The 15773-nt window shown below is 64.1% G+C and carries 13 protein-coding genes and 1 pseudogene; 8 read left to right on the top strand and 6 right to left on the bottom strand.

Translation table 11 applies throughout. The features are described 5' to 3' along the window. The first annotated feature begins 338 nt into the window (after positions 1 to 338). Both FEZ32_RS10030 and FEZ32_RS10025 read left to right on the top strand, forming a co-directional pair. Positions 339 to 842, top strand: a complete 504-nt coding sequence (locus FEZ32_RS10030) for a hypothetical protein (protein ID WP_138680523.1) — start codon at positions 339 to 341, stop codon at positions 840 to 842. A gap of 402 nt (positions 843 to 1244) precedes the next feature. Beyond that, entirely contained in the window at positions 1245 to 2243 is a 999-nt protein-coding gene (locus FEZ32_RS10025) for an uL1 family ribosomal protein (RefSeq protein ID WP_138680522.1), read from the top strand. 582 nt (positions 2244 to 2825) lie between these two features. On the opposite strand, the gene FEZ32_RS10020 is transcribed toward FEZ32_RS10025, so the two are convergent. Continuing rightward, positions 2826 to 4061 (bottom strand): IS110 family RNA-guided transposase, encoded by a 1236-nt coding sequence (locus FEZ32_RS10020; protein ID WP_082816084.1) that lies wholly within the window; start codon positions 4059 to 4061, stop codon positions 2826 to 2828. A 233-nt stretch (positions 4062 to 4294) separates the two neighbouring features. Continuing rightward, positions 4295 to 5590, bottom strand: a pseudogene (locus FEZ32_RS10015) (ISL3-like element ISPfr8 family transposase); the annotation flags it as partial. A gap of 336 nt (positions 5591 to 5926) precedes the next feature. Here FEZ32_RS10015 and FEZ32_RS10010 point away from each other — a divergent pair. Beyond that, positions 5927 to 7162 carry an IS110 family RNA-guided transposase gene (locus tag FEZ32_RS10010; protein ID WP_138680521.1) on the top strand — a complete coding sequence of 412 codons (1236 nt, stop codon included), beginning with the start codon at positions 5927 to 5929 and terminating at the stop codon, positions 7160 to 7162. 36 nt (positions 7163 to 7198) lie between these two features. On the opposite strand, the gene FEZ32_RS14070 is transcribed toward FEZ32_RS10010, so the two are convergent. The 3 genes from FEZ32_RS14070 to FEZ32_RS10000 are packed head-to-tail and all read right to left on the bottom strand — an operon-like array spanning position 7199 to position 8946. After that, entirely contained in the window at positions 7199 to 7333 is a 135-nt protein-coding gene (locus FEZ32_RS14070; protein WP_276338745.1) for a hypothetical protein, read from the bottom strand. A gap of 36 nt (positions 7334 to 7369) precedes the next feature. Continuing rightward, a complete protein-coding gene (locus FEZ32_RS10005) occupies positions 7370 to 8128 on the bottom strand; it encodes an ABC transporter permease (RefSeq protein WP_138680520.1) in 759 nt (252 codons plus the stop codon). Continuing rightward, complete coding sequence (locus FEZ32_RS10000; RefSeq protein WP_138680519.1) at positions 8125 to 8946, bottom strand: phosphatase PAP2 family protein; 822 nt, start codon at positions 8944 to 8946, stop codon at positions 8125 to 8127. Before FEZ32_RS10000 ends, FEZ32_RS10005 begins: the two co-directional genes overlap by 4 nt. A 149-nt stretch (positions 8947 to 9095) precedes the next feature. Between FEZ32_RS10000 and FEZ32_RS09995 the strand changes: the two genes are divergently transcribed. The 5 genes from FEZ32_RS09995 to FEZ32_RS09970 all read left to right on the top strand — a co-directional run bounded on the left by FEZ32_RS09995 (position 9096) and on the right by FEZ32_RS09970 (position 15010). After that, positions 9096 to 9965, top strand: a complete 870-nt coding sequence (locus FEZ32_RS09995; RefSeq protein ID WP_138680518.1) for an undecaprenyl-diphosphate phosphatase — start codon at positions 9096 to 9098, stop codon at positions 9963 to 9965. Positions 9966 to 10076: 111 nt separating this feature from the next. Beyond that, positions 10077 to 10739, top strand: coding sequence for a response regulator transcription factor (locus FEZ32_RS09990; RefSeq protein WP_138680517.1), 663 nt, complete (start codon positions 10077 to 10079; stop codon positions 10737 to 10739). Continuing rightward, the gene (locus FEZ32_RS09985; RefSeq protein ID WP_051282030.1) at positions 10736 to 11758 is read left to right on the top strand and encodes a sensor histidine kinase; all 1023 of its coding nucleotides are present in this window, start codon (positions 10736 to 10738) and stop codon (positions 11756 to 11758) included. Before FEZ32_RS09990 ends, FEZ32_RS09985 begins: the two co-directional genes overlap by 4 nt. Before the next feature lie 236 nt (positions 11759 to 11994). Further along, the gene (locus tag FEZ32_RS09975; RefSeq protein WP_138680516.1) at positions 11995 to 13638 is read left to right on the top strand and encodes an IS1634 family transposase; all 1644 of its coding nucleotides are present in this window, start codon (positions 11995 to 11997) and stop codon (positions 13636 to 13638) included. A 568-nt stretch (positions 13639 to 14206) separates the two neighbouring features. Beyond that, positions 14207 to 15010, top strand: a complete 804-nt coding sequence (locus FEZ32_RS09970; RefSeq protein ID WP_138680515.1) for a transposase family protein — start codon at positions 14207 to 14209, stop codon at positions 15008 to 15010. On the opposite strand, the gene FEZ32_RS09965 is transcribed toward FEZ32_RS09970, so the two are convergent. Next, entirely contained in the window at positions 14969 to 15772 is an 804-nt protein-coding gene (locus tag FEZ32_RS09965; protein ID WP_244937985.1) for an IS3 family transposase, read from the bottom strand. The genes FEZ32_RS09970 and FEZ32_RS09965 overlap by 42 nt on opposite strands. Position 15773 lies beyond the last annotated feature (1 nt).

Raw genomic sequence — 15773 nt, 5'->3', positions numbered from 1 at the left:
GCGTGGACAATCTTCAAAAGGGCGTGGTATCAGGTGGCATCACAGAAAATCACGCCAGGGCAATGTTCAGTAACAAGAATACATGGAACAATATGGGGGAGAACAAGCAGAAGGTGTTGACGGAGCACTTTCAGCTAGAGTCGCAGTCTGGACAGAGAGAGGGTCAACCCACCCCACAAGCTGCACCGCAGGTTCCACCTGACGTCCAAGATCCGGAACCGGGACGGTTTGACGTTCGCCATCAGAATCCAGACGTTGATTCAACCCATGACGCAGGGCCGACAAATTAGGTATAATGAAGACACAATTAGGTATCGATAGAGACGACAGGAGGTAGCATGACAACTCGAACGAAGCGAGAATCCCCATCAATAAGGCCGGCTGTCCAGTGGGCGGCACCCATCAAGTCTCGGCATCACTCCATGAGGTGGCGCATAGTGTTCGTGCTCGTTGTGTGCTATATCCTGATCATAGTTGTCGGTTTGGGGGAGTATCTCTTTGGCTTGGTGATCGCATTAGCGGCGACGGCGCTTCTTCTGAGCTACCGGCAGAAGGATGAAGTCGTTCATGATGCCGAGCTACGAGACGGCATCATACACATCAGAGACCGCTCATACGATCTAAAGGACTACAAGGCCTTTCAACGCGGCCCCGTCTCAGGCATTGACATGATCATGCTGGTTCCGCGCAAGTGGCATGCCCTTCACTACGATTACGTGAATCTGTCTGAAGCCGAAGCCGAGAACAAAGACCTAGTTAAGGCACTGAAAACATACGGGCTGGAGAAACGGGAGTATAGGGATGATTTGACGGACAAGCTGGTCCGGATGATGGGCATATAGGGACACGACGGATTATTGCCGGTTATATGGCGCAATGGACTTCGTCAGGATGCTGAGATCACACGCATCCATTGTGGGATAGATCGAGGATCGTTTTCGCAACTTGGTTCGATTGGAGATCTTCTCCAGCTGCGGCGGGCTCATATACTTGAAGTAACGCGACCAACGGGCGAGTGTGTCTCAATAAGCTTGGTTGAGCCACTCGAGCAGCGGTTGGCGTGAGACTCGTCCTGTGCCACCAGATGCTTCAGAGCAACTCGATCTGTCCCCAGTTTGGGGGACACATCAAGTTCCTCTTGGCATTCGCTGATCTTTAGATATATGGTCTTCTATACACGCGCCCGATTGGTGTGATCGCGTACACATGGTGCATACTCGAAAAGTTAGGCAAGTATCTCAATCATGTCGCATGAACAGTATTCGAATCAGTTTCATCCCAGTTCAGATCCAATCTGTCGCCGAAGTTTATTTGGTTTAATGGCGGGCATTGGTGCCGCAGTGGCCGTAGCAGGATGTGGTAGCAAGGTGAACGCTGCCGAAAAACCTAGTACAACGGTATCTTCGGCACCAAAGACTCCAGAGGCAACAGCAACACCAGACGCGGCTAGTTCGGGTGTGGAAACGGCCTCATCTGAAAAATATAAGGACGTCCACACGATCAGCGATGTGCGCGAAAAGAAAATTAACATCCGAACATTAGCTACAGAAGACTATGACAAATACGATGAGATCTTCAATAACGCTGCAAAAGAAATGGCACGGCCCGACTATGATACTTTTGACAAAAAGAAACAGGCAAGAATAGCTCTTGACTATACAGATGCTGCTATTGTAAACATAGAGGAGTTGATCGCTGATAACGAGAACAAGGAAGAGGCCGAAAAGCTTCTGAATGAGATAGACTGGACGGTTGCGTCACCCGACATGGCTCAGGGTAATCTTGGTGAGAAGTATACTTCTACAAAAGAGAAGAGCATAACGACCTGGCGTGAACTTGCGATTCGTCTTCGGGTCATGAATGCGGTAGCAATAAACGCGATAGGGTCTGATGATAGCGAAACAACTTCTGATCCAATCATCTATAAGCGACTACAAAGATTCTTCGGGTACTATAAATACGACCCAACGTTTAAGATTGGCGCGGAAGAGCAGACACCTCAGCTTGATGTCAATACTCCACCAAATGGATTTACTTCGGCATCAGATGCCCAGTGTCTCATCGCAGCCAATCTCGCCGCTAGCGACTGGAAAGGTAAGACAAAACCAAGCACAGATGTCATATCGGTCATCTTTACAACAACGCCGACAGACGATGGGAGAAACATGCCAGTGTACACAATGCAAACACTTGGTAATAACCCAGATCAAGGATACCCCAATAGTGCCACGCAACAGTCTTAGGGTATTGAAGTGGTTGATTCGTCCTGCCTTTGCTTGGTACTTTAAAGAAAGTATGTCGGTGGACTAATTACTTCCTTCTTTATTGAAGTTTGACCCTGTTGAAGATGGTTGGCTCTTCAGGTGATATTCAGCTGCCAAAGTCTATACAGAAAGAATCTGTTATTGACCTATGGTTATAGGGTCAGCGCTGCCGACTGTCGGGCAACAAGTATTGAATACCCATCATCAAGAGATGTTCATGGATTGGATGCGCATGAGACTGAAAGGATAGTCGGTACCGTTGGTGCTGTGACGTGACGGGATCGCGGCGTCTGGCCGAGGTCTCGGGCTGGCCTCACAACTGTCGTCTTCCTGATTTTGAGCCTGGTGGCGGTGTCGCGGCTAGAGTGGCAGTCGAAGTAGTACTCGACGATGCGTAGCTTCTGCGCCGTCGTTAGACGTTGGAACATCTTGTGCCTCTTCGTTGTCGATATGAGTGCCTCCTGGATGGATCGCGCAGCTTGTAGCCACCAGGGTCGGTTCTGTTCCGTCGAGGCAGGCCGTAAAGTGGCTCTTCACGATTGAGGGATGCTCCTATATCTGTCAAGCGGCGTGTTGGTGATGGGTGAGGTAGTCACGGTAGGTGGTGATGGTCTGTCGGTTCGAGGAGTGTCCGCGTTCGATGGTGGAGAGCGTGGAGATGGAGCATTTGAGGGCGTCGGCGGCCTGGGCGAGGGTGAGGTCGGCGGCTTCGCGCAGGGGACGGAGCTCGGTGGTGTCCAGGGGCTGGGGTGGGTTCGTGATCAGGTGGTAGACCTCGCGGGCTATGGCGCGCTTGAGGCATCTGATGATCTCCTTGGTGGTCCTGCCCTCGGCGCGACGGCGGGCGGCGTAGGCGCGGGTACGGGAATCGGAGTGCAGCCGGACAACGGCGATGTGGTAGAGCGCACTGTTCGCCCGCCGGTTGCCACCCCGGTTGAGGCGGTGCCGGATGGTCTTTCCCGAGGATGCCGGAACGGGAGCTGCCCCACACATCATCGCGAACGCACCCTCACCCTTGATGCGTTCGGGGTTGTCGCCGGCCGCGATGAGAAGTTGGGCGGCGCAGATCACACCGATGCCCTTGGCCTGGAGAAGTGCCGGGTTGGCCTCGGCCACGAGCCGTCGCAGCGTGCGGTCGTGTCCTGCGATTTCGGCGTCCAGCATGCCGATGCGCCTGGCGAGGGTCCGCAGTGTGGCCCGGGTGAGCCCGGTGAGCCGGTCGTCCGATTCGTGGCCACGGGTACGGGCCAGCATGTTGATCAGCGCACTGCCGGACAGATCTCGGAACTGGGATCGGAGGGTGTCCGGGGCCGACACGAGCAGGTCTCTGATCTGCAGTGTGGTATCGGTGCCGGCCTTGATGGCGCTGGAGCGGGCGACCACGGTCACGCGTATGGCCTCGACGAGACCGTCGCCGTTCTTCGGCGTCGAGCAACCGGTCCCGGACAACGCCGTCCGGGCCGCCGCGTAGGCGTCGATCTGATCGGTCTTGCCCCGCATGCGGCGAACCTGCCGGCTCGGGCGGAGCACCTCGACGACCTCGATGCCCGCCGCGATCAGATGCCGGGCCAGGCCTGCCCCGTAGGAGTTCGTGCCCTCCACCCCGACCCTTGCGAGAGGCCCGTGAGCGGTGATGAACGCGGTCAGCGCCCGGTAGCCGGCCGGGGTCGCGGGGAACGGTGCGGCCTCGAGCTGTTGGCCGGTCGACGTGATCACGGCTGCGTAGTGCGTGTCCTTGTGGGTGTCCACTCCGGCGATGACCGGCGTGTCCCTCCCGACCGTATCGTTGCGGACCATATCTAGTCGCTCCTCCGATCGTGGTTCATGATGGAGGCGCCGGCCGGGACGGTCGGGCAACACGTTGACGAAACCGGGTCGAAAACGGGGTCGTGCTCCTATCAGGCCATGACCGCCCGACCAGCGCCTCTCGCGGGTTCCGATGGGCAGACAAATCCCTTGCAGGGCAGGATCAGCAGACCGGCCAGTGTAGACATCGAGTCATGCCCACCGGAACTACTTCGAGTATCAACGTGTAGTTGGGGTCTGAATCCTCCGGCCTCGAGGAGACTGCGGGCAATGTAGTTCGTCAGGTTCCGGAAGCCCAAGGCTGAGCCGCGCAGGTGTTCCAGTCGGCCATTGAGGGCTTCTGTCGGGCCGTTGGAGGTGTGGGGGCGCTCGAAGTAGGCCAGGACGTCTGTGGCGCGCCGCTTGAGGGTGCGCCCCAGGGTGATGATCTCAGCGAGGGCGGCGGGAACGCCGCGGCTGATGACCTCGATGACGTGGGCCAGCTGGGCTCGCCCGGCCTTGGGGTCGGGATCGCGGTAGGCGGCCACGATCTTCTGGTAGATGCCCCAGGTGGCTTCCACCCCGACGTGAGCGTCCTGGGCGAAGACGCCCTCCAGGCGGGTGCGTTGCTTGTCTGTGAGGAGATCCATCCCGGTGTGCAGGGTCTTGCGCACCCCGTACAGGGGGTCCCCGGACCGGCCTCGATGTCCGGTGGTGTCTTGCTGGACGCGCTGGCGGAAGTGGTCCAGGGCATCGCCGGCGAGCTGGACGACGTGGAAGGGATCCATGACCTCCACCGCGTCGGGGAGTTCTTCCTTCGCTGCGGTCTTGAACCCGGTGAAGCCGTCCATGGCGACCACCTCAATCCGGTCGCGCCACGCAGGGTCTTGCTGGCTGAGCCACTCCTTGAAGGCCTTCTTGGAGCGGCCCTCCACCATGTCCAACAACCTGGCAGGACCCCTTCCCTCGCGCAGCGGGGTGAGGTCGATGATCACGGTGACGAACTTGTCGCCCCTGCGCGTGTGCCGCCACACGTGCTCGTCCACCCCGATCGTGGTCACACCCTCGAAGCGATGCTCATCGTTGATGAGGACCCTGCGTCCCTCCTCCAGGACGGAGGTGTTGGCGCAGTCCCAGGACACGCCCAGACCCTCAGCGACCCGGGCGACGGTGAGGTGTTGGACGACGATGCCTTCCAGGGCCCAACGCAGTCCGCCCCGGGACAGTTTCGAGCGCGGCTGGGCCGCCCCAGTGGTGTCCTGCCTCCACACACGCCCATACCCCGAACAGCGGTAGCGACGCACTCGCACCACCAGTGTCACCGGTCTCCAGCCCGAGGGCTCGTGGGCGAGGCGACGGACCACGGTGTCGCGGGGGATCCCTTCGCACCCACACTCGCGACACCACCGGTCATCGTCCACCACCCGGCAGGCCACCTCGCAGCGATCCGGGAGGACTCTCTGGCCCACCACCACGAGGCCGAGGTCATCCAGGCGGGCGAACGTGGTCAGATCGGGGGCAGCAAAGGTAGCGTGGGACACGTCGGGGTCTTTCAGATGGGCAGCGTAGGAACTCCCATCATCGGAAGACCCCGACCCTCACACCCACCCCGACACGCCAGCCAGACTCAACCCCCCGCTACACGTTGATACTCGAAGTAGTTCCGGTGGGCATGACTCGATGTCTACACTGGCCGGTCTGCTGATCCTGCCCTGCAAGGGATTTGTCTGCCCATCGGAACCCGCGAGAGGCGCTGGTCGGGCGGTCATGGCCTGATAGGAGCACGACCCCGTTTTCGACCCGGTTTCGTCAACGTGTTGCCCGACCGTCCCGGCCGGCGCCTCCATCATGAACCACGATCGGAGGAGCGACTAGATATGGTCCGCAACGATACGGTCGGGAGGGACACGCCGGTCATCGCCGGAGTGGACACCCACAAGGACACGCACTACGCAGCCGTGATCACGTCGACCGGCCAACAGCTCGAGGCCGCACCGTTCCCCGCGACCCCGGCCGGCTACCGGGCGCTGACCGCGTTCATCACCGCTCACGGGCCTCTCGCAAGGGTCGGGGTGGAGGGCACGAACTCCTACGGGGCAGGCCTGGCCCGGCATCTGATCGCGGCGGGCATCGAGGTCGTCGAGGTGCTCCGCCCGAGCCGGCAGGTTCGCCGCATGCGGGGCAAGACCGATCAGATCGACGCCTACGCGGCGGCCCGGACGGCGTTGTCCGGGACCGGTTGCTCGACGCCGAAGAACGGCGACGGTCTCGTCGAGGCCATACGCGTGACCGTGGTCGCCCGCTCCAGCGCCATCAAGGCCGGCACCGATACCACACTGCAGATCAGAGACCTGCTCGTGTCGGCCCCGGACACCCTCCGATCCCAGTTCCGAGATCTGTCCGGCAGTGCGCTGATCAACATGCTGGCCCGTACCCGTGGCCACGAATCGGACGACCGGCTCACCGGGCTCACCCGGGCCACACTGCGGACCCTCGCCAGGCGCATCGGCATGCTGGACGCCGAAATCGCAGGACACGACCGCACGCTGCGACGGCTCGTGGCCGAGGCCAACCCGGCACTTCTCCAGGCCAAGGGCATCGGTGTGATCTGCGCCGCCCAACTTCTCATCGCGGCCGGCGACAACCCCGAACGCATCAAGGGTGAGGGTGCGTTCGCGATGATGTGTGGGGCAGCTCCCGTTCCGGCATCCTCGGGAAAGACCATCCGGCACCGCCTCAACCGGGGTGGCAACCGGCGGGCGAACAGTGCGCTCTACCACATCGCCGTTGTCCGGCTGCACTCCGATTCCCGTACCCGCGCCTACGCCGCCCGCCGTCGCGCCGAGGGCAGGACCACCAAGGAGATCATCAGATGCCTCAAGCGCGCCATAGCCAGCGAGGTCTACCACCTGATCACGAACCCACCCCAGCCCCTGGACACCACCGAGCTCCGTCCCCTGCGCGAAGCCGCCGACCTCACCCTCGCCCAGGCCGCCGACGCCCTCAAATGCTCCATCTCCACGCTCTCCACCATCGAACGCGGACACTCCTCGAACCGACAGACCATCACCACCTACCGTGACTACCTCACCCATCACCAACACGCCGCTTGACAGATATAGGAGCATCCCTCGTTCGTGAAGAGCCACTTATCCGTAGGCTGTCGGGGCTCCCCAGACCACCCCCGCGCGGCGCGGCGCGGCGCGGAGAGTGCGCTCAGCTCCTCGCGACTGCGCCACCAGGTAGACGACGGTCGGCACGCAGAAGAGGACGAACTCCGCCATCGCCTCGGTCTATGGGGCCGGCTCCGGACCAGTGCACTACTCGTGCAGCTTCTCCTTGAGGTCCGGCGGCAGCAGCAGCCCCCGGCAGATCAGCTTGTGGGCCACCACCACGGTCACCGCCTGTCCGGCCAGGATCCCCATCAGCACCAGCAACTGCGCGGCGCCAGCCTGAACCGCCGACCCGCCTCCCAGCAGCACGCCGACGAAGGCGCCGGGCAGGGTCACCAGGCCGACGGTCCGGGTGCTGTCGACGCTGGGGATCACCGCCTCGGCCACGCTGCCCTGGGTCACCATGCGGATCGCGTCGGCGCGCGGCAGGCCCAGTGACAGGGCCGCCTCGAAGGTGCCGATGTCCTCCCGCAGCGCGGGGAACAGACGCCGCCCGGCCAGGGTGTGGCCGTTCATCATGTTGCCGATGATGATCCCGGCGATCGGGATGAGTGCCGCGGCATTGAACGGCGACGCCCCGGAGCAGAACACGATCACCAGCACCGGCACGATCCCCGAGGCCACCGCGACCGCCGTCCACGGCCAGGCCCTGCCCACCCCGGTGCGCCCGGCAGTCGTCCCCACGGCCACCGCGAACATCAGCAGGGTGAATCCGACGGCCGCCCACAGATGCTGCAGCGCGTAGACGAGGATCAGGGAGACCACGGCCAGCTGGATCATGGCACGCACCGAGGCGACGGCCGAGGCCCGCCCGATCCCGAGCCTCCCGACGCGGGAGATCACCATCGTCAGCGCCACAAGCGCCAGGAAGGCGACGAGGAACTGCCAGCTTGGGTTGATGGTCATGAGATCTCTCCAGGCCCGGATCGGAGCTCGTCCTCGTCCTGGCCGGCACGGCGGTCCGGACGCGCATGGCTCACCAGGGTGGTGGCGCGGAACATCAGGTATCCGGCCGCCGCGCCGTAGACGATACCGGCGGCGACATCGCTGGGGTAGTGCACTCCCAGGTACAGCCGTGACGCCGCCACCCCCGCCGCGAGTACGCACCCCACCGCCCCGATCCACACCCGCCACCCGCGCCGGGTGCACATCACGACCACGACGACGAGCGCCGTCGTGAATGTCGCATGGCCACTGGGAAAACTGGGATCCTGCTCCGGGCCGCCCACATGGTGGCGCAGCAGCGTCCAGGCCGGCCGGTGGCGTCCCACCAGCAGCTTCACCAGGTAGCTCGTGCCCCAGGTCAGCGCCAGCGCGATCCCCGCGCACAGCCCGTCGATCAGGTGTCGACGCCGCCAGGCCACCCCGGCGGCGAGCAGCACGACCACCGCGATCGCCCGGGGCGATTCGAAGGCCCAGCTCAGCGCCCACGCGACGCCGTCGAGGGCCGGGGTGTGATGGACGTCGATCCAGATCAGGATCCCCGTCTCGGCGGTGGAGCTGCGCACCGCGAAACCGGTCGCGATCACCGCCGCCACCAGCATGAGGCAGACCACCGAGGCCGGTCGCAGCACGCTCCGGCCCAGCCGGCCAAGCCCTTCACGGCGATCGAGCTGGTCGGCGCGTCCAGGATTGCGGGGGGCCGGGGTGCTCCCGGGCGCGGAGGCGGGACTGCCCCCCGACGCGGTGGGTCCGGATTCCTGGACGGTGAGTTCGTCGTGCATCCCTCGAGCATGCCGTCCACGGCACTCAGAAACCTCTCAGAAGCGCGTCCCGGGATCCGACACGGCCCCCGCCGCCGACCTCTCTTAGAGGTTTCTGAGTCCCCGGCAGGCAGGCTCAACCTGCACACGTCACGACAGGAGGAGCACCGGTGAACTGGTGGCAGGCCGTCGTTCTCGGCATCGTCGAGGGCATCACAGAATTTCTCCCGGTCTCGAGCACCGGGCACCTGCGGATCGTGGAGCACCTCATGGGCTTCCAGACGCAGGGGGCCGGGATGACTGCCTTCACCGCGATCATCCAGGTGGGCGCCATCATCGCCGCCATCATCTTCTTCTGGCGAGACATCGTCCGCATCGTCGTCGCCTGGGTCTCCGGCGTCTTCCACTCCGATGCCCGCACGAACCCCGACTACATTCTCGGCTGGGGAGTCATCATCGGCTCGATCCCGGTCGCGGTCGTCGGCCTGGCCTTCAAGAGCGCCATCGAGGGGCCGTTGGCATCCATCCGGGTGGTCGCCGGGGCGCTGGTGCTCTGGAGCCTCGTGATGCTGCTGGCCGACCGGCGCAAGAATCTCCGCCGCTCCATGCACGACGTCACCCTCGTCGACGCCGTCGTCATCGGCCTCTTCCAGGCCCTCTCCCCGCTCTTCCCCGGCGTCTCCCGCTCCGGCGCGACGATCTCGGCCGGCCTGTTCCGCGGCTTCAACCGGCCAGACGCCACCCGGCTGTCCTTCTTCATGGGGATCCCCGCTCTGGTGGCGGCCGGCGCCTACGAGGCCCTCGGTTCGGCCGGCGACATCACCGCCTCCAGCCGCATCCTGCTGTCCGGCGGGTCCGGCGTCATCGGCTGGGGCCCGACGGTGATCGCTACGATCGTGTCACTGGTGGTGGCCTACTTCTCGATCGCCTGGCTGCTGAAGTTCGTCTCCTCGAACAAGTTCACCGGATTCATCTGGTACCGGGTGATCGTCGGGGCGCTGCTGCTGGTGCTGGCGGCCACCGGAATGATGTCCGTCTGAGGCGGAGCATCGGAGGGCAGCGATCGTGACGACCGGCCATTTGGAACGACCCGACCGGAACGACCGGCCCGACCGAAACGACCGGCCCGACAGAACCGGGAGGGCCGGGCGATGACGTCGGGACGCCCACGTCTGCTGCTCATCGAGGACGACCCGAACCTGTCGGCCATCATGGCCTCCTACCTGCGCGGATACGAGGTGATCGTCGCCGCCGATGGCGGCTCCGGTCTGACGTCGGCACTGGAGAGCCCGGTCGACGTCATGGTGGTCGACCGGATGCTTCCCGTCATGGAGGGCACCGAGGTGGTGCGACGGCTCCGCCGGGCCCGGGTGAAGACCCCCATCCTCATGCTCACCGCCCTGGGAACCGTCGCCGACAAGGTCGAGGGCCTCGATTCGGGGGCCAACGACTATCTCGTCAAGCCCTTCGACTTCGACGAGCTGGAGGCTCGCCTGCGCGCCCTGCTGCGCAGCTACGACGATGACGCCGGGGGCCTGGAGGTCGGCGACTGGGACTTCCGCCCGGCCGACCGCATCATCAACTCCCCCTACATCGGCCCCATCGTCCTGACCCCCAGAGAATCAGACCTGCTGGAACTGCTGGCCCGCCACCCGGACCGCACCTACAGCCGCGACGACATCCTGGCTGCGGTGTTCTCCCCGACAGACAGCCCCGGAACCGTCGACACCTACGTCCATTACCTGCGGCAGAAGACCGAGCAGACGGTGATCCTCACCATTCGCCGCAAGGGCTACCGGCTGGGGACGCTGTGAGCGCGCCGAAGAGCCCCGACGAGCTGCGGGTGCGCCGGACCTCGACGCGGATGACCCGCCAGATCGGCCTGGCGACCGTCGCGGTGTCCCTGCTGTTCGTCGCGGCGGTCGTCGTCATGGTGATCCTGCAGTCGCGCCCCGCCGAGCTCAACGAGCCCGCCCGGCCCGGCGAGGTGAGGATCCATCTCAGCGCGGCCAAGACCGTCGGCCTGTCGATCGGCGTCGCGGTCGCGGCCGTCGTCTACGCGCTGGTGATCGGCCGGGTGGTGTCGCGGCGGGCGGTGCGCCCCCTGGCGGACGCCCTGGAGCTCCAGCGCCGATTCGTCGCCGACGCCTCCCACGAGCTGCGGACGCCGTTGACCGTCCTGGACGCCCGGGTCCAGATGCTGCAGCGCGAGCTGGCCGAGGGCCAGCCGGCCGGGGAGACGGCGTCGGCCCTGCGCCAGGACACTGGGCGGCTCATCGGCATCGTCAACGACCTCCTGGCGGTCTCCGGCGACGATTCGGGGGAGGGGGCCCGCGGGCCGGGCCCGGTCGCCGACGCCTCACAGATCGTGACGTCCAGCGCCGAGTCGATGCGGGTGCTCGCCGAGCAGCGGGGGGTGTCCCTGGTGATCGACGTGGAGCCGGACCTGGAGGTGCGGATGCCGCCGGCCGGGCTGGGGCGCTGCGTCACCGCGCTGGTCGACAATGCGATCAATCACGGCTCGGGTGATCACAGTTCAGGCGATCACGGTTCGGCGCGCGGACGGGTGGAGGTCCAGCTGGCCCGCGACGACGGCCGGGCGGTGATGACCGTGTCCGACGACGGGCCCGGCATCCGCGGCGTCGCCCCCGACCGGGTCTTCGACCGGTTCGCCCACACCGAGCCCGTTGACCAGCCGGGCGCCCGTCAGAGCTTAGGCATCGGCCTGGCACTGGTCCAGGAGCTCGCGACGCGCAGTGGAGGTGGCGTCAAGGTGGCCTCCACCGGCCCCGACGGCACGGTGATGGAGCTCACGGTGCCACTGGCTCAGTGACCCGGCACAGCCGCTGGTAGCAGCCCTCGAAGGCGTCGAGGGTGCGGTCCAGGCCGTGGTCCTCGACGATCCGCAGGCTCCGGGCCCCCATCTCGGCCCGCAGCGGGGCGTCGCGCCTGACTTGATGCAGTTTTTCGGGGTTCGGTCGGGTGTGTTGGTCTGGCTACGGGTTTCGTGTTCGATCGTGGCTGTTTTGGGGCACTAAGACGGTCCTGGGGACCCGTATTGTGGGGGTCATGACCTATGTCCGGACGGTCCGCACGGGTTCGGGTGCGGTGGCGGTCCAGATCGCTGAGAAGCGACGGGGCAGGCGCATCATCGTGGAGCATGTGGGCTCGGCTCACAGTGACGAGGAACTGGCGGTACTCAGGACCACTGCCCGGGCCAGGATCGAGCAGTTGAGCGGCCAGGAGCCCTTGGACCTGGGCGTGGAGATCCCGGTTGCGGTCGAGGAGTCGTTCACCGAGCCCGTGGTCCAGGACAGGTTGACCGGTGAGGACTCTGGACGCCATGAGAGTTCAGCGCTTGCCAGGCCTGCGCAGGTCGTCTCGACGGCCTCGGACCTGTTGTGGTCTGTGCTGGACAGGGCCTATCGCCGCCTGGGATTCGACGCGGTTGCCGATCAGGTGTTCGAGCAGGTCGTTGTGGCCCGGATCGTCGAACCCACCTCGAAACTGGCTGTCGGGCGGGTCCTGACCGGTTTGGGTCAGGACCCGCGCCATCACACCACGATCTACCGGCACCTGGCTCGTGCCCAGGACCGCGACTACCGTGCCGTGATCACCGATGCCTGCCACCGGTACTCGGCCGGTGGCGGGGAGGTGACTCTGGTGCTCTATGACGTGACCACCCTGTACTTCGAGGCTGCCAACGAGGACAGTCTGCGCAAGGTCGGCTATTCGAAGGAACGCCGGGTTGATCCCCAGATCGTGGTCGGGCTCCTCGTGGACCGCTGGGGCTTTCCCCTCCAGATTGGCTGTTTTCCCGGCAACAAGGCCGAGACCACGACCCTGATCCCGATTGTTGAGGCCTACCGGTCGGCCCACGAGATCGCCGACATGGTGGTGGTCGCAGACGCCGGCATGCTGTCGGCCTCCAATCTGGAGGCCCTGGACGGTGCAGGTCTGCGGTTCATCGTGGGATCCCGGTCGGTAAAGGCCCCCAGCGACCTGGCCGGCCATTTCCACTGGAACGGCACGGCCTTCGATGACGGGCAGATCATCGACACGATCACACCCCGCACCCCGAGGAGGAAGACCTGCCACCCTCGCAGCAGACGGGCCGAGCCGGTCTGGGATCCAGCCGGGTCCACCGATAGCTGGCGGGCGGTCTGGCAGTACTCCCGCAAACGGGCCGTGCGGGACTCGGCCACATTGACGGCTCAGGAGAACCGCGCCAAAGCCGTGGTCGACGGTGACAGACCGGCCCGCAAGCCACGGTTCGTCAGCGCATCGGCGAACGGCTTGTCCTTGGATCACAAGGCGATCGACCGGGCCCGCCAACTGGTCGGGTTGAAGGGATACGTGACCAATATTCCAGTATCGGTGATGACTCCGGTCCAGGTGATCGGGGCCTACCACGACCTCTGGCACGTCGAGGACTCCTTCCGCATGGCCAAGTCCGACCTGCGGGCCCGGCCCATCTTCCACCGGCTCTCTGACTCCATCGAGGCCCACCTGACCACGGCATTCGCCGCCCTGGCCGTCTCGCGTTACCTACGACAGGTCACCGGCCTGTCGGTCAAACGGATCGTCCATACCCTCGCCCCACTACGCTCAGCGACCCTGGAGATCAACGGCTCGCTTCACACCATCAAGCCCCAGACCACACCCGAGGCCCGCGCCATCATCAACGCGATCGAGTCCGATGCGGGGCACTAAGCCAATGCAACAAGTCAGGTGACAGTGCCAGCGCAGGTCGTGTCAGTGGTCCGGTCTGGCGGCGATCCCCGTGATGGCCGAGTCCCCCGACCTGTCGTAGGCCTTGTCGAGGGGCCGGGGTCGCCATCTCCTGCAGAAGTCTGCCGGTGTCCAGGGAGTAGATCCGCAGTTCACCCCTGCTGTCCTCGCCTCCCCTGTCGAGGGCATAGATCCTCTCGTTGGCGTAGGTGACCTTGCTCTGCTGCCCGCGCAGCTTCGTGTCAATGGACTGCTTGCCGTCTCTCGGACACGCCCAAACACTTGGTTTCAGGCCACCTGACGTGATTCCCGGTACTCCACCTCAATCTCATTAGGGGTCCGAATACCCCAACGACGAGTGAAGACGTTTCTGATTATACCTGAGCTCGATCCACCGCACAATGAGGTTTTCTCACCAGACCTGACCGTGGATCATCGGCGTTGATGCTGTGGCAAGGGGTGATGGTCGACTCGGGTGGGTGCATGCGGGTCGGGTGGTGCAGGATCGGTTTCTGCCAAGAGACCGTCCCTGTAACAGAACCGAGCCCGCATGCTGTCCTATCGTGCCACCCTTGACCGTCCCACCACCATCGTTCGCCGCATCTCCGCGTGGCTGTCGGCCCACCGACGCCGACATGACCGCCGCCCCTGGCAACGCGCCGCCACCTGCTGGACCCAAGCGATCCTGCTCTGCCGCTGGATGTGTGATGCGACGCCCATCCACCGCTTGGCCCGTGACCATGGCCTGTCCCAAGCCACCTGCTACCGCTACCTCCACGAGGCATTGGACGTGGTCGCCGACCACGCACCCGACCTCCACGAGGTCCTCGACGAACAACATGCCCACGGCGCGGCGTTCGTCTGCCTCGACGGCACCCTGATCGCCACCACCGCCGTCCACACCCCTGCCGGACAAGGGAAAACCACCGATGCGTGGTACTCGGGAAAACACCACCGCCACGGCGGAAACGTCCAAGTCCTCACCGACAGCTCCGGTTTCCCGATCTGGACCTCGCCGGTATCCCCGGGCTCGACCCACGACCTCACCGCCGCCCGCCAACACGTCCTGCCAGCCCTCTACCCAGCCGCCGCACAAGGCCTGAAAACGTTGACCGACAAGGGCTACCAAGGCGCCGGCATCGGCATCTGCCACCCGATCAAGGGCCACGGCCTGGCCCCCGACACCAACACCCGCAACCGGCTCATCACCCAACTCCGCGCCCCAGCCGAACGAGCCAATGCCATCATCAAACACTTCAAGGCCCTCCAGAAAGTCACCCTCGACCCCTGGCGCATCACCCAGATCGTCCGCTCAGCCCTCGTGATCGCTACTCACGTGCGAGGAGCCTGGTGAGAAAACCTCAATATCCCGGACCGCCTCATCCTTGGTCCGATAGATTACCCGGTGCACCCTCTCGTTCTTCAATGTCGCATTGAACGACTCCGCCCACGCATTATCCCAGCACAGTCCCGTCCTTCCCACTGACAGTCTGATATCGTAGGACTCGAGCAGCTCGGTGAATTCCTTCGACATGTACTGCGACCCATGATCCGAATGGAAAATGGTCGCCCCTCTCACATACTCGCAATTCCTGACGGCCATGTCGATGGCCTTGCAGATCAATCCGGTCCTCATGTGATCATCGATCGCGTAACCCACGGCCCTCTTCGTGCAGCAGTCCAGTACCGTCGCCAGATAGCAGAATCCTTCCAGGGTGCGAATGTAGGTGATGTCACCGACCCATTTGTATCCCGGCTGCGCCGCGGTGAAGTCTCGTTCCACCAGGTCTGGGCGCCCGTCGGCGTCGTCGGCCGGGATCGTGGTGCGGACCCTCAGGCGGGGCTGGGCGGCCACCAGCCCCTCGGCCCGCATGATGGAGCGGACCGTGTCCGGGTGCACCGCCTCACCGGCCCGGGCGAGCTCGGCGGCGATCCGCCGGTAGCCGTAGGTACCGTCCGAGTCAGCAAAATAGAAACGAATCTTGGAAGCGAGGTCACGGCGTCGACGTGCGGTCGCAGAAATGGGCCTGGCTCGCCAGTCATAATATCTGGAGGGGGACACGGTGAGGCATCGGCACATGAGCCGAACGGGGTAGTTGCCTTCTTGCGAGAAGATG

This window comes from Acidipropionibacterium jensenii (assembly GCF_005890135.1).
Taxonomy (GTDB): domain Bacteria; phylum Actinomycetota; class Actinomycetes; order Propionibacteriales; family Propionibacteriaceae; genus Acidipropionibacterium; species Acidipropionibacterium jensenii.
This window is presented reverse-complemented; position numbering and strand designations above follow the sequence as displayed.

What these genes read in the sequence shown, in the direction of transcription:
- FEZ32_RS10000 (WP_138680519.1), bottom strand. Translation starts at nt 8,946, where the DNA reads ATGCACGACGAACTCACCGTCCAGGAATCCGGACCCACCGCGTCGGGG.
- FEZ32_RS14070 (WP_276338745.1), bottom strand. Translation starts at nt 7,333, where the DNA reads ATGGCGGAGTTCGTCCTCTTCTGCGTGCCGACCGTCGTCTACCTGGTG.
- FEZ32_RS09990 (WP_138680517.1), top strand. Translation starts at nt 10,077, where the DNA reads ATGACGTCGGGACGCCCACGTCTGCTGCTCATCGAGGACGACCCGAAC.
- FEZ32_RS10020 (WP_082816084.1), bottom strand. Translation starts at nt 4,061, where the DNA reads ATGGTCCGCAACGATACGGTCGGGAGGGACACGCCGGTCATCGCCGGA.
- FEZ32_RS09975 (WP_138680516.1), top strand. Translation starts at nt 11,995, where the DNA reads ATGACCTATGTCCGGACGGTCCGCACGGGTTCGGGTGCGGTGGCGGTC.
- FEZ32_RS10030 (WP_138680523.1), top strand. Translation starts at nt 339, where the DNA reads ATGACAACTCGAACGAAGCGAGAATCCCCATCAATAAGGCCGGCTGTC.
- FEZ32_RS09970 (WP_138680515.1), top strand. Translation starts at nt 14,207, where the DNA reads ATGCTGTCCTATCGTGCCACCCTTGACCGTCCCACCACCATCGTTCGC.
- FEZ32_RS10010 (WP_138680521.1), top strand. Translation starts at nt 5,927, where the DNA reads ATGGTCCGCAACGATACGGTCGGGAGGGACACGCCGGTCATCGCCGGA.
- FEZ32_RS10005 (WP_138680520.1), bottom strand. Translation starts at nt 8,128, where the DNA reads ATGACCATCAACCCAAGCTGGCAGTTCCTCGTCGCCTTCCTGGCGCTT.
- FEZ32_RS10025 (WP_138680522.1), top strand. Translation starts at nt 1,245, where the DNA reads ATGTCGCATGAACAGTATTCGAATCAGTTTCATCCCAGTTCAGATCCA.